Here is a 24,109-nt window from a genome sequence, read left to right on the forward strand (position 1 = left end):
CTCCTATCTACTTGTTGATGATGAGATGGATCTGTCCCTTCAACGAACTCGATTGTTCCACGCGGGCCCCATGCACGAATGGCGGCGGAACTTCCAGCAATACGTTGTATCTCTCCGGAACATGGGCTATAAGCTCAAACCGGCTTTCCGTTTGGTGCCATTCGACGCTAATCGTGCCTCCCTGGCAGATCAATGTTCCTTTGCACCATTTTAATCCGCAGGGATGAGGGGCGAGCCTAACCGTACGATTAAGCTCATCGGGCGCGTGCAGGCCGAGTATGTCGCGAACGAGCCACACGCCGGCGTGCGAAGCAAATCCGTGACACACGCTGTCCGAGCTTACCGTATGCTCCCACAATGTTCCGGGTCCGTTGTCGATCATGTACGAGAATAAGGCCTTCATTTCTTGCAGCAGACGACGATGTTCTCCCCAACCTGCCAGAAGATCGAAGCGAAGAAAATAACCGATGAATACGTTGGCGCGCGCCAGCGCGACATCCGAAGCAAGCTGAGGGGCAGACGGACCGTGCGCTTCGATTAATCGGCTGACCATCTCGGCCCGATCGGACCGATCGGATACGGCAAACCTGAGCACATAATATTGGACGGCTTCGGAGCAAAGAGATCCCGGTGTCAGCCCGCGCTCCGAATCATGGGCAAGCGAATCGGCATACCAGCTTCCGGTAAAGGAGCTGCCAAGCAATAAGCGCTGCAAACGATCGGCTTTGTCCGCCCACTCCGTATTCCGATAGATTTCGCCTGCGCGTTGCAACACATAGGCATAGAGCGCGTTCGTTCCGACAGAGATGGGAGATTTGTATTCCGGCAGGTTGGCGGACGACCATTCTACGAACACATAGCCCGGAAGGTTCTCCAGCAAGCCTGCCAAGTTCTCATAAAGAGCGAACTGACCGATCAGGTCTGCTACCGTCTGTCGATAATCCGCCAGCATTGAAGTGTCACCCGATCTGCTAACGTATTCGTCCAGCTCCAGGATAAGAAACAAGGGCCAATTCGGAATAAAACAGCCTTGATTGGCGAAGCCGGACGGATAGCAGACCGGGAAAAAACCTTCGTCTAGCGGCGCTTGATCCGAGCGGAGAAAATTATCGAGCATCGCCCGCTCCACGGATGTATCGCCGAGCATCAGCAGCGCCGCTCTTCCGGACCAGTAGGAATCGCACAGCCATCCGGCCCGCTCCCTTCCCGGACAATCCATGAATACGTCCAGCGTATTCATGATCAGGGTTTGCTCCGCCGCATCATAAATCCGGTTTAATTCCCCGTCATTACATAAGAAGGCTTTGTGCAATGGCGGCTGAAATTGATATAAAACCGTAAATAAATCATGAATCGTAAACGCTTGGCCGCGCACGATCAGCTTCACATAACGGAAGGCGTGGGGCTCGAAGACTACGAAGGTAAACCGGCCGGGCTGGCTATTCAAACGAATGACGCAGTTGCTTCCCGAGCGCCTCGGATTGAAGGTTCCCCGATCTTCAAGCAAATCTGTGAATACCAGATCCAAAGTGCCCGCTTCCAGGCATGTATATTCGATCCCGATAAAACCGCTGTTCATCTCGCCGAAATCATACGCCAAAGCTGCGGCTCTGCCCGGAGCAGGTTGAATCGTACAATGGTTGTCCCGATCCATGCGCTGGATGATTCCGGTAAAGGGAAGCGGAAGCTCTCTGCTGCATGCCACGGAAGGGCGGTCAACGATCGGAGGGAACGTATGAAAATAATTCGTTTCCTCCCTAAAATGCGGGTGCGGGGCAATCGCCAGATCCGGGTCGACTTCCGTATCGTGAACGGATATGAGCCTGGCGTTTCTCGTCACGCGCATATCCGGCAATGGCACGACTCTTGGCAGCAATACGGGCCGCTCATCCAGTTCCTCCACTTCCGTCTGTCCCACCGGCTCCTCTCCGACATTCGTACGCCAATCGATAAAGGACCGATCCATGTCATAGGTTTCGCCCAGACATCTTGCATGGGAGAAGGCTTCGGTCAGTTGTCGCCGTTGATAAAGTCTGAAGCCTTGCCAGCTATGATCCGTATAAGCCAACACGGTATCGCCAACCGTCAATTCAGCCATCAGGAAGCTGGATTCCCCCGTTACGTACACATTCGGATCATTGTACCCGGCCAGTTCGACCGCCAGCGTATGCTCCCTTCCCTCGGTCATAACAGCCGTAATGTCCAGCACATCCACTCTGGCGTGACCGTGAGCGGCACGCGCAGGTCCATGCCCCATTAATCGACCGTCGACATATAGCCTATAGAAGGTTCGTGCCGTAATCTTCAGCAAGCAAGCGCCATCCGAAGCTTCCGGCCGCCTGACGACTTTGCGAAATCCAGCTTGTATGTTTTTCTCCAGGTACAGCCCCTTCAAAAAAATCGGCTTAGCCAGCTTCATCAAGGAAATGCCTCCTTGTATGCCGTGGAGGAAAGCAGCTCCTGCAAATCGCTTACGACCAGATCCGCCTCTTGCAACACTTGCTTGTCGCCTATTCCAATGCATGGCATGCCGGCGTTTCTTGCCGCTTGAATTCCCGCAGTTGAATCCTCCAGCACGAGGCAGAACTCAGGCTGTACCTGCAACAAATGTGCGCACTTCAGAAAAACCTCCGGATCCGGCTTCGTATGCGCTACCATGTTTCCGTCTACAGCAGCATCGAACCACTTCTGTATGCCCAAGCGCTCCAGGATTATGCCCGCGTTTCTGCTGGAGGTGCCCAACCCGATTCGCACCCCTGTCTTTTTTAACGAATCCACGTACAATCGGGCACCCGGCAAGAGATGAGACTCGTTTAAGCCGGATAAATATTCGAGATACCATGCATTCTTCCGCGAAGCCCACTCCCGTTTTTTGTCTGCCGGCATGGCCTTATTTCCCTTTAGCAGCAGATAATCCAGAGATTGCGCCCGGCTGACGCCTTTCAGCCGTTCATTGTCTTCTATAGTAAAAGGAATGTCGAGCCGCTCCGCAACGCGTCGCCACGCCAGATAGTGATATTGGGCCGTATCAACCAGAACCCCGTCCAGGTCGAATATCGCCGCTTTTAACACATTATCCATTGACGCTCGCCTCCCGTCGGTTGGGGACGGAGATGCGTTCGCCTGAATGTTCAGCACGCCACGCATACAGTTGTCCCCATATTTTGACCTGGAAGGTGCCTTCCCGAATCTCAGGAAGCGTAATGTGCAAGCGCTCGGGCTCGGCTTCAATGACCAGCCTGTACCCTCTCCATTTGATAGTGAAGGCAAGAGACCTCCACGCCCTCGGAAGCGAAGGCGCAATCTCCAGAATGCCGGATGACTCGTCAGGCTGAACGCCGCCAAATCCGAATAGCAGAACCTGCCAAACCGCTCCGGTCGCAGCCGCATGAAGACCTAAGCCTGCATTGCCATGACGGTCCATGAGGTCCGTTCTTGCCGTTCTCAGCCACAGGTCGTATGCCTTTTCCGTGTCTCCAAGGCGCTGAGCCATTAAGGCATACATGCCCATGCTTAGAGAGGATTGATGCCAAGTGCGTTTCTCGTAATATTCATAATTCGCTTTAACCGTCGCCGGATCGGCCAACCCGCGCAGCAGCAACAGCAGCATGACCGTATCCGCTTGCTTGATGATCTGGGTTTGCTCCAATTCCGCCAATTGCGGATTGCCGGTATAGACAGGCATGCCGAGAGGATCGAATGCCGTAAATTGATAATCCTTTTTCTGAAAATAACCGTCGAACTGCTCGATCAAAAGCCGATCTTCGTCGCGCGGGATATACATGAGAGCCGCTATTTTTCTCCATTCGGCAATGTCGTCCGGCCGCCATTCCAGCCGCGCCAACAATCGGCTCACTTCTGCGGGAAACCGCGCTTGATAGTCCGTCAGCATATCGGCTGCCTGGACTAAATTATGGGCTGCCATCGCATTCGTATAGGCATTGTTGTCCACGCGCTCATGGAATTCGTCTGGTCCGATCACGTTCAGAATGACATATTGCCGGCGCTCCGAATGGAATTCAACCCGGGATTGCCAGAAGCGCGCCGTCTCGATCAGCAGCTCCAGTCCATATTCCAGCATAAATACCGGATCGTCGACGACGGATACGTATTGGCACACAGCATAGGCGATGTCCGCCGTCACATGATCCTCAATCTTGCCCATCCACAGCGGCTGCGGCGCGCCATGCTCGTCATACGAGAATGGCGGTATTTCTTCCTGGCCGCTGGCGGCGGATTGCCATGGGAACTTGGCGCCCGCATAACCGGCTATTCTCGCATTTTCTCGCGCGCCATCAAGCTTTTCATATCTATATTTCAACAGGGATTTTGCCAAGTCGGGGAACGTATACATAAAGAAGGGCAACATAAAGATTTCCGTATCCCAGAACACATGGCCCCAATAGCCTTCGCCATGAAGCCCTTTAGCCGCAATGCTAACGGCAGGCGAACCGGAATAGGCCGTGCTCATCAGATGAAACAGATTAAACCGGATCAGCCGATTCTCATCCTCGCCGCCCGCGATTCGTATGTCCGCATCCTTCCACATCTCTGCGTAACGGTCCGCATGCCTCCGCAGCTCCCGCGTCCATCCTTCGGACCGATAACGCTCCAGATTGCGATGGACGGCATCCCGCAGACAATCCCCATTTAGCTCCAGGGCTTGATAAATGACAACGAGCTTATCCAACTGCACCGTTTCCCCTCGGCCTATACGGAACTCGCAATATTCCGCGCATTGCTCACCGTCGTTTGAGAATTTGTGAGAGATCGTCGGCAACGGCGCTTGCTGGCCTAAGCGGGAAAGTCCATGAATAGCGGCTCCATATCCGATATGGACGGCTTCATCCTTTGTGACCGCTTCCAAATAAAGTTCTTCGAAGTCCGCATCTTCGGCAGCGATGAGATGATAATGTTTGGCGCGGAACTTCGGATTTGTTCGCCAATTGACTGCCGACCCGTCAATACGGCTCTCTACGCCGAACACGCCTTCATGATTAAGCGGGGTTATGAACAATCGGATCCCGGTACGATGAACGTTATGGCGGCTTACAAATCGGCATGTCCCTACCGCTGTTTCATGGCCGGCGGAATCTCTGTAAACGCTCTCGCTAATAAGAAGGCCCTGCTTCATATCCAGAATGCGGCAGAATCGTATGACCTCGCAGGTTTGCGCGTTTAACGGGCTTGCATCCTCTGCATAACGAAGGGCATTGCGGTTCGCGAATACGGATATGCCGTGCCAATGGGGCAAATTAACCAATTCTCTGACCGGTCCGTCTCCTTTGTTGAAGACACCCGCCAAATAAGTTCCCGGCATCTCCGGGACGGCCCCTTGCTCGCAAGCTCCGCGCGTTCCCATATACCCGTTCGTCAGCGTAAACAGGGTTTCATACTTCAGGTTGTATTTCGGATCATACGTGCTTTGTACGATCAGCCAGTCGTCCTCGCTCAGCAACTGATTAAGAGACTCATGATAAAAATACGCAGCCAAGTCGCTCTCTCCCCCAAACGTTTCTTTCGTTTTTATTATAGGGGGGAGGAAAGACTCGATAACAGACACGGAATGAACGATAAATATACGAAACGAACGCTATTCCATGCTCAAACGATCGGCAAAGTGAAAAAGCCTGGAGATCTCATCCTTGGTCATAAAAGGCAGTATAACCGTAACGACGGTTCCGTTCCCGTAAACGCTCTCGATCGAAATGCCGTAGGCCTCTCCGAAATACAGCTTAATGCGCTTCATAATATTGCTTAATCCGTATCCGCCGGAGCCGTCCAGCATAGCTCTGTTCAGCCCTTCCAATTGTTCGTCAGGGATACCCGCGCCGTTATCCGTCACTTGGAATATGACGTTCTCTCCCGAACGATAGCCTTTAATAGTCAGTCTCCCATCCGTATCAACGGGGCGAAGTCCGTGTACAATCGCATTCTCGATGATCGGTTGCAGAAAAAGCTTAATGGTATAACACGGCTCCATGCCTTCCTCGATTTGAAAAATCGCCTCAAATTGAACATTATACGTAAACTTCAAAATTTCGATGTAGTCGCGAATCATGCCAATTTCCTCGGATACGCTTGTAATAAGCTCGCCATTATGAAGAAAATTTCGGTAAAAGAAAATCAGCCTTTCCGTCGTCTGAAAGATGTCCTCCGCTCCCAAACGCTTTGCTTTTCTTTTAATAAGAGCCAGAGTGTTATATAGCAGGTGGGGATTGATCTGCGCTTGCAGCAGCTCAACCTCCATGCTTCTGGCCACTAACTTCGATTTGTAGTCGTGCTGAATCAGCTCATTGATCCTTTTGGTCATTTGCACAAAGCTATTATCGAGCACGCCGATTTCATCATTGCCGCTTACGGAACGGAGTTCTTCCCCATCCACGCTATTGGCCTGGAATCTGCGAATTTTGGAGACAACCTTGGATATCCGCTTGGTAATCGCAGAGGAAACAAAAAAAGTCAAAATAAACGAACAGAGCAACGTCAGGATCAAGACAACGAGCGTAATCTTCGTAATGGGGGCCAGCTTCTCTGCAACCAGATCCGTTCGGTATAACGATACCAGCCTCCATCCCGTCACGTCAGAGGTCGTATAAGCTGCGATATAATTATCGCTGCCGTTTCTATATTTGAAGTAGCCCTCTTTGCCCGCCCAAGCATGAGCGCTTAATTCCCCGGTCTGAAAAGAGGCGGGCTTATCCGGATAAGAAAAAACCGTTTGTCCCGTTTCGTCAAAATAAAAGATTCGTCCCGACACGAACTGATCGTTGCGGCTGAATATTCCCTTGAAAATATCGGTGGAAATATTCAAATTTAACATGCCTAACTGCTTTATCGTCTTGAAATCCATCAATTTTCGGTTCAACGAAATATACGTCGCTTGCTCCGATTGATTGGCCATCCAGTAAAAAGTTTTTTTGGAGGACAGGAATGTCGGGTACCAAGCTTTAGCAGCCATTTCCTGCATGTCCCTGATCCCCCCGCCATCCTTGGGCAGGGAGTCGTTGTCGACGTAGATCACTGGGATTACCGCTTCAGCCGAAGTAGCCGACTTCGTCGTGAAGCTGCCCTCGGTATACCCGGTCTCCTCGAATATGGAACGGATCACTTTGTAGATTACATTGGCGTAAGCATTCGAGACCATATCAATGTCCGTATATGTCTGGGCCAAGGTTTCCTGAAACAGCGTGTTATTAAACAAGATATCGCTTTTCTTCATATAAACGGTAAGCTGGAAGTCCATTACATTGCTGGCTTGCTGCAGATTTCTCAGCAGCCATTTCATTTCGTTCTGCTCTACGTACTTGGCTGCAATGGAATAGGAGGATAAGCTGATCGGCAATATCGCGCAAATCAAAATCGTCGTGAAACTGAACATTACCTTTTTGCGCAAGCTTATGTCATGCAGCTTCGGCCATCTCATCGTTAGATCCTCTCCCGAAATTCTTTGGGACTATAGCCAGTAAGCTCTTTAAATTTGCTTCTGAAGTGCACCTCGTTCACATAGCCGATACTTTCCGAAATTTCATAAATTTTAAACTGGGGATTCGCCAGCATTTCTTTGGCCATATCTATTTTTTGCTGGATGATATATTCGGAGATGGTCGTTCTCATTTCCCGCTTGAATAAACTGTTTATATAATTGGGGCTGTAAAAAAACGCGCTGGCAATCGATTTCAGGCTGAGCTCTTCGCGAAGATTCTGCTTAACATAGACTTGTATCTCATGAATGAGCCTCGTATTTTTATTTTGCTTCTTATGATCCAGATAAGCGGCAATCTCTATCAGACATTGCTTTAACCAGGCTTTCATCTCTTCGACCGTTTCGAATAAGGTCCATTTCTCCCAGATCGGTCGATTTAACTCTACGATATTTTCAAATTCTTCGTTTTCCTCCATGAGCATGAACTGAAGGCAGGTGACAATTCCGTAAAAAATGCTTTTAATCTGATCCGCTCTGGTATCGGTACCCGAATGCTCCAAAAATCGCTCCACAAAACGGTCGATCTCCTGCGAATTTCCCGAATGAATTAAAAATTTCAGTTCCTTTTGGAGTTCGGGTAATTTCCAATCGTTCTTTGCTGATGCCGATTTTTTCGTTTCTACATCGCGAATATGAATGATCTCCTGCTTGCCCAAATGAAATTTAAACTTCAGCGCAAATAACCCCTGCTCGCACAAATCGCTGACGCTAAGAATTTGGTCGCTGATATCGCTTAATCCCGCAGAGCAGCTTATGCCTTGCGAGTGAAGCCCCTCTATAAGAGTGGAAAGCAAATCCTCAGTCTGCTCCAATAGTTTGCTTGGCCCCATGGCGCTGTCATAGCTGAATAACACGCCGTAATGAGATTCGTCAAGACGTGTGGTCAGGACCGAAGCCTGCGTCGCCAGATGGTTCTCAACCGTCTGCAGGATGTATAAAGACAACAATTGTTTATCTTCCATGGATTTATCTGCCGCCAGGTTTTTGTAATCGTCCACCTCCAGCACGCAGACCATATAGATGGCTCTCTTCAAATCGATCTTGAAGAAATCAACCGTCTCCCAAAGCGCCTTCTCGTCTTTAAATTGCTTGGAAAAAAGCTCGGCGCTGAACTTTTCAACTAAAGCGGGCATGCTTTTGGACAGCATGGCCTTTAGCTTCTCCTGCTCCGTTCTCTTCTGAATCTCGCTATTCAACAGGTTTATGGTCCGATTAAGGACCTCAACCAATTCAGCGGGCACGATCGGCTTGAGCACATAACCGTGAGAAGACAGATCAATCGCTTTTTTCACATATTCGAATTTATTATAAAAGCTGAAGAAGATCATCTTAATCGCCGGATATTTTTGTCTGACGATTTTAGCCATCTCAATCCCGTTCATCAAAGGCATTTCAACGTCGACCAGAATGATGTCGGGTTGCTGCGACTCAAGCATCCGCAAAGCTTCCTTGCCATTTGTCGCTTTCCCGAATATTCGGAGCGGAAGTCCCGCTTCTTCAATAATCTCCATCGCTTCTTCTCGTTCCACTTCAAAATCGTCAACGATCAATAGGCTCAGCATCGAAGCGCACCTCCACATACCGCAACTTTCATAATATTGTAAGCCTTTTCTTATTGAGAATCTATTCCTTTTGAAGCCAAAGGCTTGAGACTCCGAACGCTGAACGATCCTGGGAACCACTATTGTACGCCACGTAAAGGCAAAGTGAAGCAAATGGTTGCCCCCATTGGTTGCAAGAACATATTGAATGAATCAGTTGGAAGCTCTCGAAGCGGGCAAGATTGGAAATTCGAGGTTGCGCATCGGACTATCCCATGATAGGCTAGTGTAGCTTGGACAAATTCCAACCATATTCAACCATAAATTGAGTGAAGCACACTCCAACAGACGTCGCAGATGACGCTCCTGGGGTGTGCTTTTTTGGCATTTGAATGTGGTGAGAATGGAGGGAAATGGCGTATAATGAAGAGAAAAGAACAGTTGAAGCTGGATCAATTGCTGCGCTTGTTGTTCAAGCTGTCGAAGCGTTCAACGATTGATCTGATCAATGGATTGTTCGGCGATTCGTTCGCGTATGAGGATGTCCCGTCGATCCACTACAGTAATGTCGAGATGATCGCAGACGATCTAAGCCGACTAATCGGCGACTTCCATGTGAAGCTTGTGACGACAAAGGGCACCTACCGCTACCACGTCGAGTTTCAAACATTAAACGACCAATCGATGGCGATCCGCATGTTCCGCTACGGCTTCGAAATGGCGCTCGAGAAGGCGGCGACGGACGACAAGGGCGATGCCTCGACGCAGGACCCTCGCCTGCCGCTGATCGTCTTCCCGCGTCAGGTGGTCGTGTTCCTCGAAGAGAACGATGCGATCGGTGAATCGGTCGCGTTCCGGCTGCAGTTGCCGGATGGGCAGGAGGTCGTGTACGAGGTGCCCGCTGTCCGCTACTGGCAGTGGTCGTTGCAGGATTTGCGCAAGAGCCGAATGTATGCACTGCTGCCCTTGCAGGTATTCAAATCGCGCAAACAAATTAGAAGTATCGCGGACAGCCGCAAGCCGGAAGAAGAGAAGCGAAGGCTGATCGAGCGTTGCTTCGCCGACCTGAAGGAAGTCGTGCGTCAGACGGTTGCGATGATCGCGGAATTGCACGATCAAGAAGTGCTGCCGACAAGAGATATGGACCGATTGATTAGAGCCATGAGCACCATCCTGAATTACTTGTATCGGAAGTATGGAGAGCCCTATCATCAAACCGAGAAAGAGGTGTTTGTATTGATTAAGTCGTTCTACGATCCGGAGATCAGGAAGCAGGCCAGAGAAGAAGGCAAGAAGATTGGTCTTGAGGAAGGTCGGTTGGAAGGTCGGTTGGAAAGCAAGTTGCTGGTTGCACAAAGAATGTTGTCGCTGAATATCGACTTGCAACTTATTGTTCAGGCGACCGAGTTGTCGGTTGAGGAAGTCGAGCGGTTACGTCATGTCGATAACAACGGTTCGGAAGAATAATCGGATGCTGTCCGCAAATAGGAAAAAAGACGCGCCTCCGCATCTTTTCCCCCTTGCCTAAGTATGAACTTACTCTGCCAACCCGTGCCGGTGAGCATAGATCGCCGCTTGCGTGCGGTCCTCGACGCCCAGCTTGCCGAACAGGTTGGTCATATGATATTTGACCGTCTTGATGCCGATGAACAGCTCGTCCGCAATGTCCTGGTTGGACTTGCCTTCCGCCAGCAATTGCAGCACTTCCATCTCCCGGTCCGTCAGCTCCTCGTGCGGGAGCGCGCTCTCCTGCGCCGGCTTGCGGAAGCGGTTCATCATCTTCGATGCGACCTGCGACTCAAGCACCGATTGGCCGCGCGCCGCCGCGCGGATCGCGTCAGCGATCTCGGATGCCCGCGACGTCTTGAGCAAGTAGCTGAACGCCCCCGCTTCAATAACCGGGTACATCTTCTCGTCGTCGAGGAAGCTCGTCAGCACAATAACGCGGCAATCCGGCTGCTCTTCCAGCAGTCTCCGCGTCGTCTCGATGCCGTCCATCCCATCCATGACCAGATCCATCAGCACGACATCCGGCTCATACGCCTTCGCCAGACGCAAGCCTTCCATCCCGTTCCCCGCCTCGCCCACAACCTCGATGCCGTCTTCCGTTCCCAGCACGGCGGCGAGTCCGATTCTCACCATCTCGTGATCATCCACCAACAGGACTCGGATTGGCTGTTGCTCCGCCATCTTCCCACCCTCTCTCTTCGGCCATGATCGGCACGCGAATCTCGATCCTCGTTCCCTTGCCCGGCGCGCTTGCCACATTCAAGGAGCCGCCCAGCTCGTTCACCCTCTCCTCCATCGTCACAAGCCCGTAGGAGGTCTGCTTCTTCGTCTGGACGTCGAAGCCGATGCCGTTATCCCGAATGGCGAGACGAACGGTCTCTCCGCGCTTCTGCAGCGCAATATCCATCTTCGTCGCCTTCGAGTGCCGCAGCGTATTGGAGAGCGCCTCCTGCACCATGCGGAACAAGTGATTCTCCACGCCCTTATTAAGCGGGAGATCCTCGTCCATATCGAGGGTGATGTCCATGGCGACCTTCGCCCGCATCTCTTCGATCAGCTCCGGAACGGCTTGCGACAAGCGCTTGCCTTCCAGATGCACCGGCCGCAAGTGCAGCAGCAGCGCCCTCATCTCCGATTGCGCAACGGCGGCCATCTCTTCGATCAGCTCCACCTGTCGCTTGGCGCGTTCGAAGTCGTGATCGAGCGTCCGCCCGACGGCCGTCGCGGTCATCGAGATTGCGAACAACTGCTGGCTCACCGCATCGTGGAGCTCACGGGCCAACCTCTGCCGCTCTTCGACAACCGCACTCATTCTTGCTCTGGCCGCCAGCTCCGTATTGTTGGTGGACAACCGCTGCAACGACGCGACCTGCTCCTCCCATTTGCGGCCGATTCGCGAGAACTGCTCCGCCAGGCTTCCGATCTCGTCCTTACCCATATTCGGCAGAGCAGGGATCGGCCGCCCCTTCTCCATCATCAGCATGGCGTCCGTCAGCACCTCCACCCGGTTCCGAAGCGGATACGTCCGGTACATGCCGAAGGCGATGCCCGCCAGCACCAGAATGCCGATCGCCGACAAGCCGAACGTGATGATGGAGGACCAAGACTCGAAGTCCCCGGCCAGCCCTTGCGTCTGAAGCAGATACACGATCACGATGCCGACACCAAGGGAGAACAAGACGGATTCGCCGATATGACGCCATACCATTTTCCATTCCCCCTTCAGATCGGTCTTATTCTTATGTTGCCTACGAGGTAAACGAACTGGAGCTTCAACCGCTGTTCCTTCAGCTCATAATCGGGGGAACGCCATACGACCCGCTGGAGACCGCCGCCCCGTTGAGTCCCGTTCCAGACGATCTGGCCGAGCAAGACCGATGCCTCCAGCTCGATTCCGTATTCCTCGGGAACGATCAGATCGATATCCCCGATCAGGCCTTGAAGCACGAACGAACTCGTCCGCTCCTCCGGAATCGCCATCGTCAGGTCCATTCGCACATCGCCTAACGCGTGCCAGGAGCTGAACGAAGGGAGCACCCACGATTCCCGATCCTTCCTGAGCTTGAGGAAAAACCTTGCCCGACCTTCCCCGCGATGATGCGAGGAGGGACGCGCCTTCATATAGTAGAGACCGAGCGAGACCAGCACGATAAGGAGCACGATGGCGATCTGGTTCGCAATAAGCACGAATGCGCTGATCGCGATCACGATAAGCGCGAGCCGGCTCCGATCCTCCCGGAAGCGCAGAATCCCGATATAGAGAAGAAGAACGGCGTTAATCGTCGCGTATCCCGCCATCGCTCCGAGCGCGAGATACAAGCCCGCGGCGACGAACAACATGGCGTGGCTGGACATTCGATTCATCACGGACTGCACCCCCTTGGCGAGACACCCGTTCCTTGCGCGGAGAAAGCCATAACGGAATCGTCCGCTATGGCCTTTGACGCATCTTTGTTAGCATACCACATCTACCCATTGCCTGGAATGCATCTCTTCGGATCTTAGGGTCTCGCACCTTCAGCCTGCGGCAGCTCTCCGCTGCACCGATTAATCCAGCGAAGTCGGAGTCGACGACGCAGCGGGCGGCTGGAGCCGGTTCTTCAGAGCGGCCAGCTCTTGCTCGACGCGGAAGTTCTTCTCCGGGTCGATGCTCGGCGACGAGGCGCGCAGCGGCGATCCCGGCAGGCGGACGACATCGGCTTCCGCTTCCAATTGAAGAATCTTCTCTTCCATGCGCTGGAAGCCGCGGGATGCGTTGCCGCTCTCGATCGTATGGAGCGAGCTCACTTGCGCCATCTGCTTGCGTGCCTTGGCCATCTGGGCCCGGGCCGACAGCTCGTTGCGCTTGTTGCGCAGCTTGTAGTATTCGTCCTTCATCTCATGCAATTGGACGGTCAGCTCGCTCACTTGAGCGTTCGCTTGCTCGTGATGGCCGAGCAGCTCGGTCGCTTGCTGATTGTAGTAGATCTTCTCTTCCAGCAGCCTGCGGGCAAGCGCCTCGTTGCCTTCCGCCAGCGCCCGCTCGGCTTGGGTCTCGCGATCGACGCCGATGCGCACCGCTTCATCCAGCCGTTGCTTCAGACGGCGCTCCGAAGCCATCTGCTTCGCCACCGTCACCTCCGCATCGCGGATCTCCGTCTCCATGTCGCGCAGATATTGGTTCAGCATGACGATCGGGTCTTCCAGCTTATCAAGCAGCTCATGAATCGATGCCTTCGTCATATCCTTTACTCGTTGAAATACTCCCATTGTCGTTATTCCCCTTTCGGTTCCTTGGATTGTTGTTCTTCGAATCGGTTGAGGCGTGCCTTAAGGTCTTCGATCTCTTGCCGAAGCGCCTTCTTCTCGATATCTTCCATCATGGCGTCCAACTCCGAGCGAGCGGCGCCGCTCGCCGCCGCGGAAGCTTCCGCGGTTCCCGCCGAGCCGCCGAAGCCGCCGCGTGCCCCGGCCGTTCCTCCGGATGGAGGCGGAGCCTGGGTTCCTTGTCCCGGCGGAGTCCAGGCGTTGTAGCCGCCGCCGTTCCCGCTGCCGTTCCAATTCCCGCCCCAGTTGCCGCCCCAGCCGCCCGCTCCCCGATAAGGATCGGCGCCGAGGCCGCTTCCGAAGTTCGGTTCCTTCGGAATGATGAAGCCGGCGAGGATGTAGACCAGGATGATGGAGCCGCCGGAGAACACCGCCACAATGACGGTCAGAATCCGAAGGATCGTCGCATCCAGCCTGAAGTACTCTGCCAATCCTCCGCATACTCCGAAAATTTTACTATCGCGGGACGATCGGTACAATTTGCGCATTCCTTACCCTCCTTGTTCCTGCTGCAGCTTCCGCTTCAATTGCTGAAGCTCCCGCTCAATGACTTCCTGCACGGCCGTTCCCGCCGTGTAGAGCATCTCCTGGCCCATCCGGCGCAGATCGCGCAGGCTCTTCGTCTCGAGCTCCATGTCCGTCAGCCGGTCGTCGAGCTGGCGGAACATCGTTCCCGGATTCCCTTGGTACCCGCTCTCCCCAAGCCTTGCGTTCAGGCGCTGCTGCAGCCGAAGCGACTCCATCCGAGCCACGTAGAACTGCCTGCGGTCGTACACCGAACGGTACTCGTCCCTCAGCTCCTGGAGCAGCTCCGTCAGCTCGTTAAGCTCGGCCTGGCTCTGCTCGTACAATCCGCGATAACGCTCCGCCTTCTCTTCATGAATGACCTTGTCCTGCAGGGCGAGCTTGGCGGCCGTCTCTTCGCCGGCCTTAAGCGCCGTCAGCGCTTGCTGCTCGCGCCGCTGTCTCCATTGCTCGGCTTCCTTCCATTGCTTGAACAGGCCCTCCGTATGAACCGCGTACTGCCTGTGCAGTTGCTCGCTCTTCCCGATCTCCTGGTGCGTTGACCAGAGGAATTGATCGATCAGCTTGACCGGATCTTCCGTCTTCTCGAGCCGGTCATTCAGCGTCGCGACCGACATGTCTCTTACCCGTCTCAGGACGCTCATTCTTCCTATCCCCCTCAATAGCGCATAGTGGCTGAAAATTTAGTAACGATTCCTGCTCTTCAGCATCGACACTCCGTATACGATGATGGCGATCGCCGCTACCCAGAAGATGACGGTGGACAACCGACCGAGCAGCATCAGGGCGCCGATCACGCCAAGCACGCCGCCAACGACCTTGTTCCCTCTCCTCCAGGCCATAACCCCGAGCGCGATAACCAGTACCGGAATGAGCAATCCCAGGAGGAAGCCGATCAGACTCCCCAGGAAGCTTCCCAGCTTGCCGAACAGCAGCAACGCTCCAACGACGATCAGTACAACCGCTAACCCATTGCCTTTTTTCAAGTGTTCCTCACCTCTTTTCCGACGGTCGCCCTTGTGTCTTGCCCTTGCTCCAGGCGCCGTTCCCTTGACCTCATGTACCCATTGTAAACCGGATGCCCACTTGGCAGAACAGACCCGCGCACGGAATTGACCCTGGACCGAAGTCGGGGGCCTTCACCGCCCGCAGCCCTTGCGCTGCGCGCCGGAAGACCGGGCACAAGCGCCAAGCGGCGCCGGGACCAGGCCCGACGCCGCTTGGGAACGATATTTGGGGGAATGCTATTTAGGAAGTGAAGGAAGTGAATTGGTATTCGACAGGTGCCGGAGGCTCCGGCGTTCTGCCCGAGATCTCGTCGTAGAAGTGCGCCTGCGTAACGATCACGTAAGGAGCGAGCCACAGATAGCCGATTCCGAGCGTTATTATGCAGAGCAGCGCCCAGCCGATGAACGTCAGGTGCAGCACGAACAGCTTCCCCTTCTTGCCGGCCATCAGTTCCTTGCTGCGGCGGATCGCTTCGAGCGGGGCGATCTCCGGATTATCCTTCAGAATGTAGTAGGCTTGCGAATAACGATAGGCGGCGATAATACCCGGAATGACGAGCAACAGCATCCACAAGATTGTGAAGATCGCTATCAGAAGGTTAAGCAGGAACGCCTTCCAGAATTGCGGGAACCCGCTGAATATCCGTTTTACACTCGGATTCTCGGCTCTCGCAAGCTCCAGGAAAAACGTGACGACCCCGAGCGTCAACGCGCCGCCGACCAGCAGCGAGATCACGTTGCCAAAAGTAGAAACCTCGTTGAGCCCCCCGATCACAGCCTCGATCACGAAGAGAATCAACATCGCTCCTACCGCCTTGCCCCAATTCCCCTTCAAGCTCTGCCTTGCCTTGTACCGCAATTCCGAATACGACGACGTCAAATTAAACAGGCCTCCTTAAGTAATTGTTAAATGCAAGCATTTAAGGTTACATTAAGGTATTCTGCATAATTTGTCGTAATTCCTCCTTTGTCCGAGATCTTTATCCAATTCTCTCTTCCGCCTCCGCCTTCAATTGAAGCAGGCGTTCCCTTACCCGAACCGCTTCGCCGATCACGATCAGCGCCGGATTGCTCAGCTTGATCGCTTCGGCCAGCTTGTGAATGTTGGCCAGCGTTCCCGTGACGACCCGTTGCTTCTCCGTCGTTCCTCTCTCGATAAGGGCGACCGGCGTCTCCGGCGGCTTCCCGCCGGCGAGCAGCGCTCCCCGAATGGTTCCAAGCTCGCTGACCCCCATGTAGACGACAAGCGTCTCCACCGCTTCCGCCAGCAGATCCCAGCGCGGCGGCACCTCGTTATCGTGACACCGGCTGCCGGTGACGAAGGCGACCGAAGCGCTGCTTCCGCGATGAGTCAGCGGAATGCCGGAGCTCGCCGCAGCTCCGAGCGCGGAAGTGATGCCCGGCACAACCTCATACGGAATCCTTCTCTCCGCCTCGGCCGAAGATGAACGGATCTCCGCCCTTCAGGCGAACGACCTTCTTGCCTTCGCGGGCCAGCAGAACGAGCAGCTCGATAATCTGGGCCTGAGGCATCGAATGCCGCCCCGGCGCCTTGCCGACATAGAGCAGCCGGGCTCCCGCCTTCGCGTGCTCGAGCAGCCGCTTGTTCACGAGCCGGTCGTACAGAATGACATCGGCGGCCTCGATTCGCCGCAGCGCCTTAAGCGTGATCAGCTCCGGGTCTCCCGGTCCGGCACCGACGATCGCCACGATGCCGAGCGTTCTCTTCCCTTCAGCCATAGGAATCCCCTCCGGATTACAGCGTGATGTAGATCGCTCCGCTCGCAGGATCGACTTCGGTCTCGTACGTCTCCACACAGCCTTCGTCCGGCTCGTACGCATTCCCGCTCTTGAGGTCGATCTTCCAATCGTGCAGCGGACAATGAACGGCAGTTCCGCACACCATGCCCTCCGCGAGCTTGCCGCCCTTGTGCGGACAACGATTCTCGACGGCTCTGACCTCGCCGTCGCTCAATCGGAACACCGCGATCTCCACGTCCCGGTACCGAACGGTTCTGGCGCCCTTCGCGTCAATATCCCCAACATGCCCGATCAGCACTTTAGCCATATCCGTTCCCCCTTAGTTCTGAACCGCTTGCGCCGGGACGAGCGATTCGAAGTTCTTGCGAAGGTCCCGACTCTGCGTAATCTCTTGCCACGGATCGGCAATCTGGTCGATGGACGTCCGGATTCGGCCGTACAGCGCCTTGCGCTCCTCCGCGTTCTCGAGCGCCTTCTTGATATAATCCAGCCCGACTCGCTCCACCCAGATCGAGGTCCGTTCATTCCATGTCGCATTCTCTCTATATAATTGTAGGAACGCGCCCGCCCACTCCACAACCTCGTCGTCCGTCTTCACGACGCACAGCAGATCCGTCGCCCTGACGTGGACACCGCCGTTGCCGCCGACATGAAGCTCCCAGCCGCCGTCGATCGCCACGATGCCGAAGTCCTTGATCGTCGCCTCCGCACAGTTCCGCGGGCAGCCCGATACCGCAAGCTTGACCTTGGCGGGCGCGTTCATCCGCTCGAATTCCTTCTCCAGCCGAATCCCCATTCCCATGGCGTCCTGGGTGCCGAAGCGGCAGAACGTGTTGCCGACGCACGTCTTAACCGTCCGGAGCATCTTGCCGTAAGCGTGGCCGGAAGGCATGTCGAGCTCCTCCCACATCCTCGGCAGATCCTCCTTCTTCACGCCGAGCAAGTCGAGCCGCTGCCCGCCGGTGAACTTGACGAGCGGCACCTCGAACCGCTCGGCCACCTCCGCAATCTTCTTCAGCTCCGACGGAGAGGTCACCCCTCCATAGATCCGCGGAACGACGGAGAACGTGCCGTCCTTCTGGATGTTCGCGTGGTAGCGCTCGTTCGTGAAGCGCGATTCCTTCTCGTCCTTGTATTCGATCGGCCACAGCATGCCGAGATAATAATTGAGGGAAGGCCGGCACTTGGAGCAGCCCTCCGGCTGGCTCCATTCGAGCACGTTCATGACCTCCTTGACCGTCTTGAGGCCCATCCGCTTGATCTCGGCAACGATCTCGTCCCGGTTCAAGGTCGTGCAGCCGCAGATTCCTTCCTTCACCGGCGCGGCCGCCGCGTCGCCCAGGTACAGCTTGAGCAGCCCTTCAACCTCCGGCTTGCAGCCGCCGCAAGAAGCGGATGCCTTCGTGCACGCTTTGATCGCGCCGACGCTGTTGCAGCCCTTCGTCAGGATCGCTTCCGCAATCGCTCCCTTGGTGACGCCGTTGCAGCCGCAGATGACCTCATCGTCCGCCAGCTCCGCGAGATGATCCTCCTTGCCGGAGCTCGCCGCGCCGCCCGGAGCGAAGCCGAGCAGCAGCTCCTTCTCCCGCCCCCGTACACTCTCCCCCTTGCGGATAAGGGAGAACAAGGAAGCGCCGTCCCCCGTCTCGCCGAACAGCACCGCTCCAACGAGCTTGTCGTCCCTCAGGACGATTTTCTTATACACGCCTTCCAGTTCGTCCTGGTACTTCATCGATCGGGTTCCGGGCGGCTCGTCGTACTGTCCCGCGGAGAACACGTCGACCCCCGACACCTTCAGCTTCGTGGACGTGATCGAGCCGGTATACCCTTCGGTGTCGACGCCGGCAAGCCGCTTCGCCAGCACCGCTCCTTGCTCGTACAGCGGAGCCACGAGGCCGTAGGCGATTCCCCGATGCTCGGTGCACTCGCCCACCGCGTAGATGTCCGGATGGCTCGTCTCCATGAAGTCGTTCACGATAATTCCGCGGTTGACGCTAAGGCCCGCATCTCTGGCGAGCTGATGATTCGGCTTGATCCCGACCGCCATGACGACCAGATCCGCCTCGATCTCGGTGCCGTCCGCGAAGCTGAGGCTCTTCACCCGCTTCTTCCCGTGAATTCGCTCGGATTGCTTCTGGAGGAGGAACTTCATTCCCTGCGCCTCAAGCTCTCTCTTCAGCATCGCCGAAGCCGCCTTGTCGAGCTGTCTGTTCATCAAGTGCGCATTGCTGTGAACGACCGTGACATCCATTCCCAGGTTAAGCAGGCCTCTCGCCGCCTCCAGACCGAGCAAGCCGCCGCCGATAACGACCGCGTTCTTGTACGTCAGCGAAGCTTCCTGCATAATCTGGCAGTCCTTGATGTCGCGGAAGCCGATAACGCCCTCTTTGTCCGCTCCGGGAATCGGCAGCATAAACGCGCTTGAGCCGGTTGCGATAAGAAGAACATCGTATTCGGCCTCGATGCCCAAGTGGGAGACGACCTTGCGCCGAACCGGATCGATCGAGGTGACCGTGTGACCGGCATACAACTGAATTCCGTTGTCCCGGTACCAATCCCAGTCGTTGATCACGATGTCCGACAGCTCCGTCCCTCCCGCCAGCACGGAGGATAACATGATACGGTTGTAATTGGGATGCGGCTCGCTTCCGAATATAGTAATGTCGTACACACCGGGAGCCAGCTTCAGCACATGCTCGATCACTCGAACTCCCGCCATTCCATTGCCGATCATCACTAATCTTTTTGTGTTTGCCATTGCCTCTATCCCCTTTCGTTCCCTGAGCAGATATGTCGAAAAGGCCTGCTTCGCCCAGGGAAGACAAGTCGCTCGTCTCCCTATTGCGTAAGCAGGCCTCATTGCCGCTTCTTCCGAATACTCCGTTGTATCCGTGAACTGATTATTCGATTACTTGAAACTATACCGTGTCCTCGGTCTTGTTGTCAATATATATAACATGAACATTCGCTATAAATTTTAATTCTCGACAGTTCGGTCAGGATATGTTATAAAATTTAACGTCTGGAAGCATCCGATTGTGATCACCTCAATAGACGACCTTAAGCGGAGAGGAGAGAATCTATGCGTTCTTTGTTGGTTATTCACAACCAAGCGCGAGCGACGGAGCGTCAAGCCGCCGCCGCTTCAAAGACGCTTCTCCCCGAGTATGTGCTTCGTTCCTCCGGCTATACGATTACGAAGGCGCATTCCGAGGAACAAGCGAACAAGCTGATTGTCGAAGCGGACGCGTGCGTGCTTGACGTGCCGGTGCCGCTCATCAAGAGTTGGGGAACCTCTCTTCTGAAGCGGAAGATCGTTCCGCTGCTCTGGTGGTGCAGCGACTCCACCGCCACGCTGTCCGTCGAAGCCTGCGACGACAACGTGATGGTGGACGGCGTTCTTAGCCCTTCGATGAATCCTCTCGAGATTCATTGGATGCTGCACTTCGGCTCCAAGCAATGCTTCGAGCGTCAACAATGGAGCATGGAGCGGAAGGAGCTGCTGTCCCGGATCGAAGAGCGCAAGTGGATTGACATGGCCAAGGGAATTCTATGCGAGCTGAAGGGAATTGCCGAATCCGAAGCTTACGATATGCTGCGGAAGCAGGCGATGAACGAACGCAAGCGAATCGTCGATGTCGCCACGTCGATAGTGAAGGTTTACCAACTGATCCAGGATCAGAAAGGAGGGGCGAAACGATGATCAACCTGCTCAAAGAGGTCGCCCGAGGCAAGCGCGGCGCACGGGACCTGGTGCTGGACGAAGCTCTCGAAGCCGCGGAAGCCATCCTTACGCTTCAAGCGACTCCGGCCCAGATCGGCGCCTTCTTCATAGCGGAACGAATCAAGATGGAGAGCGTAGACGAGCTGGAAGCGTTCGTGCGCGTTGTCCGCAAATACGCGACTCGGCTGCCGATCCAGGAAGGTCTCGACTGCGCGGGCCCCTATGACGGCCGGAAGTCGTCCTTCTACGCCACCTTCCCCACCGCCTTCGTGCTTGCGGCGGCCGGGGTTCCGGTAACGCTGCACGGCGCCCCGTCCTTGCCTCCTAAATGGGGCATAGGGCTGCACGACGTTATCCGGGCGGCCGGAGTAGACCCGGACCGCTTGGACGCCGAGAAGGCCGCTCTGGCGGCTCGAGAGGCCGGGGTCGTGTATATCCCCACGGAGCAATGGTGCCCGCCGCTCCGCGAACTGCGTTCGATCCGCGAGGAGCTTGGCATGAGAACGATCCTGAACTCGGCCGAGAAGCTGATCGACTTCACCCATTCTCCATACCTCGTCTTCGGGGTATACCACAATACGGTATTCGATCGTTTGTCTCGCCTGATCATCAAGCTTGGCTACCGCAAGGCATTGGTTATCCAGGGAGCCGAAGGCTCGGAGGACCTGTTCATCGACCGTCCGACCCGTGCGTACGTCGTCGATGACGGCCAATTCCACCTTCGGATCTACGATCCCGAGACGATGGGACTCGATACGCCGATGCCCGAGAAGGAGTGGACGCCCGCGGAGCAAGCAGCCGTTGCGGAGTCCGTGCTCCGAGGCGAAGCGGACATGGCGTTCGCGAATCAAGTGCTGTTCAACGCGGCGGCCCGCCTGGAGCTCGCGGGGCGCGTCGGCTCCCTTGAGGAGGGGCTGTACACCTGCAAGGCGCTGATCGACAGCGGAGCCGCCCTGGCCGTCTACAATAGCTGGAAGAACGCCCTTCTCGGAGTTCCAAGATTGGCTTGATCAAGTCGAATATGCTGCTTGCTGACGAAGGAAGGATGCGATGGCGTCCTTCTTTTTTACATCGCTTAAAGCCCCCGACACCGATGACTTCAGATTTTATGTGAAAAATCACATTGGTGCGGCTCGAGGGCAGACAGTTTGGGCGATTCTATGTGAAAAATAGCATACATGGAGAAAATTTCGGCTCGAACTGCCGGATATATGCTAAAAACCGTATAAAACGACGCAATTGCTCCCAAATTCAGGCCAACGAATGCGAAAAATCATATTAGATGATGACGAGATGATGACGGAAGAGCACAAAAAAACCCTCAAAGCAGGATTCGATCATCCGTGTCTTGAGAGTTGTTCGTTGTAAATATGGTGCTGGTGAAGGGACTTGAACCCCCACTCCGTCGCCGGAAGCGGATTTTGAGTCCGCCGCGTCTGCCATTCCGCCACACCAGCATGATACAGTGATAAAACAATGGCGCGCCCTAAGAGATTCGAACTCCTGGCCTTTAGATTCGTAGTCTAACGCTCTATCCAGCTGAGCTAAGGGCGCACATTATGAAGTTGTTGGAGGCGCCACCCAGACTCGAACTGGGGGTAAAGCTTTTGCAGAGCTCTGCCTTACCACTTGGCTATGGCGCCAAAAAATTAGATGGAGCGGAAAACGGGATTCGAACCCGCGACCTTCTCGTTGGCAACGAGATGCTCTACCACTGAGCTATTTCCGCATAAATGGCTGGGGATCAAGGATTCGAACCTTGGAGTGACGGAGTCAAAGTCCGTTGCCTTACCGCTTGGCTAATCCCCAATATTTTATTGTTGTAAAAATGGGGCGATCGAGGGGAATTGAACCCCCGAATGTCGGATCCACAAACCGATGCGTTAACCACTTCGCCACGATCGCCATGCAAGTATTCAATTGGCAGGGGCAGCAGGAATTGAACCCACACTAACGGTTTTGGAGACCGCTGTTCTACCTTTAAACTATGCCCCTAAAGTAAGGTAAGTGGTGGAGGGTGATGGATTCGAACCACCGAACCGTGAGGAAGAGATTTACAGTCTCCCGCGTTTGGCCACTTCGCTAACCCTCCACAGTGTGGTAAAACTGGTGCCGGCGAGAGGACTTGAACCCCCAACCTACTGATTACAAGTCAGTTGCTCTACCAGTTGAGCTACACCGGCACGGTGTCAATCTTGATTGTTAATGGTGGCTCGGGACGGAATCGAACCGCCGACACGAGGATTTTCAGTCCTCTGCTCTACCAACTGAGCTACCGAGCCGAGGTATTGATGAATGGCGGAGCCGACGGGATTCGAACCCGCGGTCTCCTGCGTGACAGGCAGGCATGTTAGGCCTCTACACCACGGCTCCGCGCGTGCCTCGGAAGTAGTTCCGAAGGAAGAAAATTTGGTTGCGGGGGCAGGATTTGAACCTGCGGCCTTCGGGTTATGAGCCCGACGAGCTACCGGGCTGCTCCACCCCGCGTCGTTTCAAAGCGTTTCCTTGGTTTCCTTTAGTGCGACGTTTGATATCTTACCACATCTTCGCATCGCTTGGCAACCTTTTTCTTCATCTTTTTTCGAGAAAAGATGGTGACCCGTGGGGGAATCGAACCCCCGTTACCTCCGTGAAAGGGAGGTGTCTTAACCGCTTGACCAACGGGCCATACTGGCGGAGAGAGAGGGATTCGAACCCTCGAGACGCTTGTGACGCCTACACGATTTCCAATCGTGCTCCTTCGACCAAACTCGGACATCTCTCCATATGGCTCCCCGAACAGGACTCGAACCTGTGACAACTCGATTAACAGTCGAGTGCTCTACCAACTGAGCTATCAGGGAATATCAATCTATTGTGCGAATCACTAGATTCACTTTTTCCGCAACGAGTGATATCTTACCATCTCTCGAAGCTTTTGTAAAGCATTTTTTCTCTTTTCAAGGCAAATTCTTGCGCCTTGATAACCGGATACGAAACGAGTTAGCGTGTATTTAGCATCTTCTTCCTGCCTTGCGTCTGCTCTTAGGATAAGCCCTCGACCGATTAGTACTCGTCAGCTCCACACGTTGCCGCGCTTCCACCCCGAGCCTATCTACCTGGTGTTCTTCCAGGGGTCTTACGTACTGGGAAATCTCATCTTGAGGCGGGCTTCGCGCTTAGATGCTTTCAGCGCTTATCCCTCCCGCACTTGGCTACCCAGCTATGCTCCTGGCGGAACAACTGGTACACCAGCGGTGCGTCCATCCCG

The 24,109-nt window shown here is 54.7% G+C and carries 18 protein-coding genes, 15 tRNA genes, 1 rRNA gene and 1 pseudogene; 3 read left to right on the forward strand and 32 right to left on the reverse strand.

The genetic code is table 11. The features are described 5' to 3' along the window. Positions 1 to 7: 7 nt before the first annotated feature. Genes E6C55_RS06690 through E6C55_RS06710 form a run of 5 tightly spaced genes read right to left on the reverse strand, consistent with a single transcriptional unit; the run spans position 8 to position 9,048 of the window. The gene (locus tag E6C55_RS06690) at positions 8 to 2,524 is read right to left on the reverse strand and encodes an alpha-L-rhamnosidase-related protein (protein ID WP_136369003.1); all 2,517 of its coding nucleotides are present in this window, start codon (positions 2,522 to 2,524) and stop codon (positions 8 to 10) included. Further along, on the reverse strand, positions 2,419 to 3,081 hold the full coding sequence (gene pgmB / locus E6C55_RS06695) for a beta-phosphoglucomutase (protein WP_136369004.1): 663 nt from the start codon (positions 3,079 to 3,081) through the stop codon (positions 2,419 to 2,421). The genes E6C55_RS06690 and pgmB overlap by 106 nt, the downstream gene beginning before the upstream one ends. Beyond that, positions 3,074 to 5,563 (reverse strand): glycoside hydrolase family 65 protein, encoded by a 2,490-nt coding sequence (locus E6C55_RS06700; protein ID WP_136369005.1) that lies wholly within the window; start codon positions 5,561 to 5,563, stop codon positions 3,074 to 3,076. The genes pgmB and E6C55_RS06700 overlap by 8 nt, the downstream gene beginning before the upstream one ends. A gap of 30 nt (positions 5,564 to 5,593) precedes the next feature. Then, a complete protein-coding gene (locus E6C55_RS06705) occupies positions 5,594 to 7,426 on the reverse strand; it encodes a sensor histidine kinase (protein ID WP_136369006.1) in 1,833 nt (610 codons plus the stop codon). Positions 7,427 to 7,428: 2 nt separating this feature from the next. Further along, the gene (locus E6C55_RS06710; protein ID WP_168735499.1) at positions 7,429 to 9,048 is read right to left on the reverse strand and encodes a response regulator; all 1,620 of its coding nucleotides are present in this window, start codon (positions 9,046 to 9,048) and stop codon (positions 7,429 to 7,431) included. A 402-nt stretch (positions 9,049 to 9,450) separates the two neighbouring features. Here E6C55_RS06710 and E6C55_RS06715 point away from each other — a divergent pair, with 402 nt between their 5' ends. Beyond that, positions 9,451 to 10,494: an RpnC/YadD family protein gene (locus E6C55_RS06715; RefSeq protein WP_136369008.1), complete on the forward strand. Its 1,044-nt coding sequence runs from the start codon at positions 9,451 to 9,453 to the stop codon at positions 10,492 to 10,494. A gap of 69 nt (positions 10,495 to 10,563) precedes the next feature. On the opposite strand, the gene E6C55_RS06720 is transcribed toward E6C55_RS06715, so the two are convergent. The 11 genes and pseudogenes from E6C55_RS06720 to nirB form a co-directional block, all read right to left on the reverse strand. Continuing rightward, a complete protein-coding gene (locus E6C55_RS06720) occupies positions 10,564 to 11,217 on the reverse strand; it encodes a response regulator (protein ID WP_136369009.1) in 654 nt (217 codons plus the stop codon). Further along, positions 11,177 to 12,244, reverse strand: a complete 1,068-nt coding sequence (locus E6C55_RS06725; RefSeq protein ID WP_136369010.1) for a sensor histidine kinase — start codon at positions 12,242 to 12,244, stop codon at positions 11,177 to 11,179. Before E6C55_RS06725 ends, E6C55_RS06720 begins: the two co-directional genes overlap by 41 nt. A gap of 14 nt (positions 12,245 to 12,258) precedes the next feature. Beyond that, positions 12,259 to 12,900: a cell wall-active antibiotics response protein LiaF gene (gene liaF / locus E6C55_RS06730; RefSeq protein WP_230986579.1), complete on the reverse strand. Its 642-nt coding sequence runs from the start codon at positions 12,898 to 12,900 to the stop codon at positions 12,259 to 12,261. A gap of 183 nt (positions 12,901 to 13,083) precedes the next feature. Beyond that, entirely contained in the window at positions 13,084 to 13,785 is a 702-nt protein-coding gene (locus E6C55_RS06735) for a PspA/IM30 family protein (protein WP_136369012.1), read from the reverse strand. A gap of 5 nt (positions 13,786 to 13,790) precedes the next feature. After that, positions 13,791 to 14,330 (reverse strand): PspC domain-containing protein, encoded by a 540-nt coding sequence (locus E6C55_RS06740; RefSeq protein ID WP_136369013.1) that lies wholly within the window; start codon positions 14,328 to 14,330, stop codon positions 13,791 to 13,793. 3 nt (positions 14,331 to 14,333) lie between these two features. Then, complete coding sequence (locus E6C55_RS06745; RefSeq protein WP_136369014.1) at positions 14,334 to 15,011, reverse strand: PspA/IM30 family protein; 678 nt, start codon at positions 15,009 to 15,011, stop codon at positions 14,334 to 14,336. A gap of 39 nt (positions 15,012 to 15,050) precedes the next feature. Then, positions 15,051 to 15,353: a LiaF transmembrane domain-containing protein gene (locus E6C55_RS06750; RefSeq protein WP_136369015.1), complete on the reverse strand. Its 303-nt coding sequence runs from the start codon at positions 15,351 to 15,353 to the stop codon at positions 15,051 to 15,053. Between the two features lie 262 nt (positions 15,354 to 15,615). After that, complete coding sequence (locus tag E6C55_RS06755; RefSeq protein WP_136369016.1) at positions 15,616 to 16,254, reverse strand: DUF975 family protein; 639 nt, start codon at positions 16,252 to 16,254, stop codon at positions 15,616 to 15,618. Between the two features lie 100 nt (positions 16,255 to 16,354). Next, a pseudogene (gene cobA / locus E6C55_RS06760) lies at positions 16,355 to 17,114 on the reverse strand (uroporphyrinogen-III C-methyltransferase). A gap of 16 nt (positions 17,115 to 17,130) precedes the next feature. Further along, positions 17,131 to 17,442, reverse strand: a complete 312-nt coding sequence (gene nirD, locus E6C55_RS06765) for a nitrite reductase small subunit NirD (RefSeq protein WP_136369017.1) — start codon at positions 17,440 to 17,442, stop codon at positions 17,131 to 17,133. Positions 17,443 to 17,454: 12 nt separating this feature from the next. Beyond that, entirely contained in the window at positions 17,455 to 19,893 is a 2,439-nt protein-coding gene (gene nirB, locus E6C55_RS06770) for a nitrite reductase large subunit NirB (RefSeq protein WP_136369018.1), read from the reverse strand. A gap of 324 nt (positions 19,894 to 20,217) precedes the next feature. Here nirB and E6C55_RS06775 point away from each other — a divergent pair, with 324 nt between their 5' ends. Next, positions 20,218 to 20,838: an ANTAR domain-containing response regulator gene (locus E6C55_RS06775; RefSeq protein WP_136369019.1), complete on the forward strand. Its 621-nt coding sequence runs from the start codon at positions 20,218 to 20,220 to the stop codon at positions 20,836 to 20,838. Further along, entirely contained in the window at positions 20,835 to 21,869 is a 1,035-nt protein-coding gene (locus E6C55_RS06780; RefSeq protein ID WP_136369020.1) for an anthranilate phosphoribosyltransferase, read from the forward strand. Before E6C55_RS06775 ends, E6C55_RS06780 begins: the two co-directional genes overlap by 4 nt. 361 nt (positions 21,870 to 22,230) lie before the next feature. Here E6C55_RS06780 and E6C55_RS06785 read toward each other — a convergent pair. The 16 genes from E6C55_RS06785 to E6C55_RS06860 form a co-directional block, all read right to left on the reverse strand. Continuing rightward, a tRNA-Leu gene (locus tag E6C55_RS06785) sits at positions 22,231 to 22,316 on the reverse strand. Positions 22,317 to 22,336: 20 nt separating this feature from the next. Further along, a tRNA-Arg gene (locus tag E6C55_RS06790) sits at positions 22,337 to 22,413 on the reverse strand. 15 nt (positions 22,414 to 22,428) lie between these two features. Then, positions 22,429 to 22,502 (reverse strand) — tRNA-Cys (locus E6C55_RS06795). A gap of 11 nt (positions 22,503 to 22,513) precedes the next feature. Further along, a tRNA-Gly gene (locus tag E6C55_RS06800) sits at positions 22,514 to 22,588 on the reverse strand. A gap of 5 nt (positions 22,589 to 22,593) precedes the next feature. Next, positions 22,594 to 22,668, reverse strand: a tRNA-Gln gene (locus E6C55_RS06805). Between the two features lie 20 nt (positions 22,669 to 22,688). Further along, positions 22,689 to 22,764 (reverse strand) — tRNA-His (locus E6C55_RS06810). A 16-nt stretch (positions 22,765 to 22,780) separates the two neighbouring features. Beyond that, positions 22,781 to 22,854 (reverse strand) — tRNA-Trp (locus tag E6C55_RS06815). Between the two features lie 13 nt (positions 22,855 to 22,867). Continuing rightward, a tRNA-Tyr gene (locus tag E6C55_RS06820) sits at positions 22,868 to 22,951 on the reverse strand. Positions 22,952 to 22,966: 15 nt separating this feature from the next. Continuing rightward, positions 22,967 to 23,042 (reverse strand) — tRNA-Thr (locus E6C55_RS06825). 23 nt (positions 23,043 to 23,065) lie between these two features. Further along, a tRNA-Phe gene (locus E6C55_RS06830) sits at positions 23,066 to 23,141 on the reverse strand. Positions 23,142 to 23,155: 14 nt separating this feature from the next. Continuing rightward, a tRNA-Asp gene (locus E6C55_RS06835) sits at positions 23,156 to 23,232 on the reverse strand. Between the two features lie 37 nt (positions 23,233 to 23,269). Further along, positions 23,270 to 23,346 (reverse strand) — tRNA-Met (locus E6C55_RS06840). Between the two features lie 105 nt (positions 23,347 to 23,451). Next, positions 23,452 to 23,526 (reverse strand) — tRNA-Glu (locus tag E6C55_RS06845). Between the two features lie 4 nt (positions 23,527 to 23,530). Then, positions 23,531 to 23,623, reverse strand: a tRNA-Ser gene (locus E6C55_RS06850). Positions 23,624 to 23,626: 3 nt separating this feature from the next. Continuing rightward, positions 23,627 to 23,702: transfer RNA gene (locus E6C55_RS06855), tRNA-Asn, on the reverse strand. Between the two features lie 182 nt (positions 23,703 to 23,884). Further along, positions 23,885 to 24,109 (reverse strand): 23S ribosomal RNA (locus E6C55_RS06860); the annotation flags it as partial.

The organism is Cohnella fermenti (assembly GCF_004801405.1).
Lineage (GTDB): Bacteria > Bacillota > Bacilli > Paenibacillales > Paenibacillaceae > Cohnella > Cohnella fermenti.

What these genes read in the sequence shown, in the direction of transcription:
- E6C55_RS06690 (WP_136369003.1), bottom strand. Translation starts at nt 2,524, where the DNA reads ATGCATTGGAATAGGCGACAAGCAAGTGTTGCAAGAGGCGGATCTGGT.
- pgmB (WP_136369004.1), bottom strand. Translation starts at nt 3,081, where the DNA reads ATGGATAATGTGTTAAAAGCGGCGATATTCGACCTGGACGGGGTTCTG.
- E6C55_RS06705 (WP_136369006.1), bottom strand. Translation starts at nt 7,426, where the DNA reads ATGAGATGGCCGAAGCTGCATGACATAAGCTTGCGCAAAAAGGTAATG.
- E6C55_RS06710 (WP_168735499.1), bottom strand. Translation starts at nt 9,048, where the DNA reads ATGCTGAGCCTATTGATCGTTGACGATTTTGAAGTGGAACGAGAAGAA.
- E6C55_RS06715 (WP_136369008.1), top strand. Translation starts at nt 9,451, where the DNA reads ATGAAGAGAAAAGAACAGTTGAAGCTGGATCAATTGCTGCGCTTGTTG.
- E6C55_RS06720 (WP_136369009.1), bottom strand. Translation starts at nt 11,217, where the DNA reads ATGGCGGAGCAACAGCCAATCCGAGTCCTGTTGGTGGATGATCACGAG.
- E6C55_RS06725 (WP_136369010.1), bottom strand. Translation starts at nt 12,244, where the DNA reads ATGGTATGGCGTCATATCGGCGAATCCGTCTTGTTCTCCCTTGGTGTC.
- liaF (WP_230986579.1), bottom strand. Translation starts at nt 12,900, where the DNA reads ATGAATCGAATGTCCAGCCACGCCATGTTGTTCGTCGCCGCGGGCTTG.
- E6C55_RS06735 (WP_136369012.1), bottom strand. Translation starts at nt 13,785, where the DNA reads ATGGGAGTATTTCAACGAGTAAAGGATATGACGAAGGCATCGATTCAT.
- E6C55_RS06740 (WP_136369013.1), bottom strand. Translation starts at nt 14,330, where the DNA reads ATGCGCAAATTGTACCGATCGTCCCGCGATAGTAAAATTTTCGGAGTA.
- E6C55_RS06745 (WP_136369014.1), bottom strand. Translation starts at nt 15,011, where the DNA reads ATGAGCGTCCTGAGACGGGTAAGAGACATGTCGGTCGCGACGCTGAAT.
- nirD (WP_136369017.1), bottom strand. Translation starts at nt 17,442, where the DNA reads ATGGCTAAAGTGCTGATCGGGCATGTTGGGGATATTGACGCGAAGGGC.
- nirB (WP_136369018.1), bottom strand. Translation starts at nt 19,893, where the DNA reads ATGGCAAACACAAAAAGATTAGTGATGATCGGCAATGGAATGGCGGGA.
- E6C55_RS06775 (WP_136369019.1), top strand. Translation starts at nt 20,218, where the DNA reads ATGCGTTCTTTGTTGGTTATTCACAACCAAGCGCGAGCGACGGAGCGT.
- E6C55_RS06780 (WP_136369020.1), top strand. Translation starts at nt 20,835, where the DNA reads ATGATCAACCTGCTCAAAGAGGTCGCCCGAGGCAAGCGCGGCGCACGG.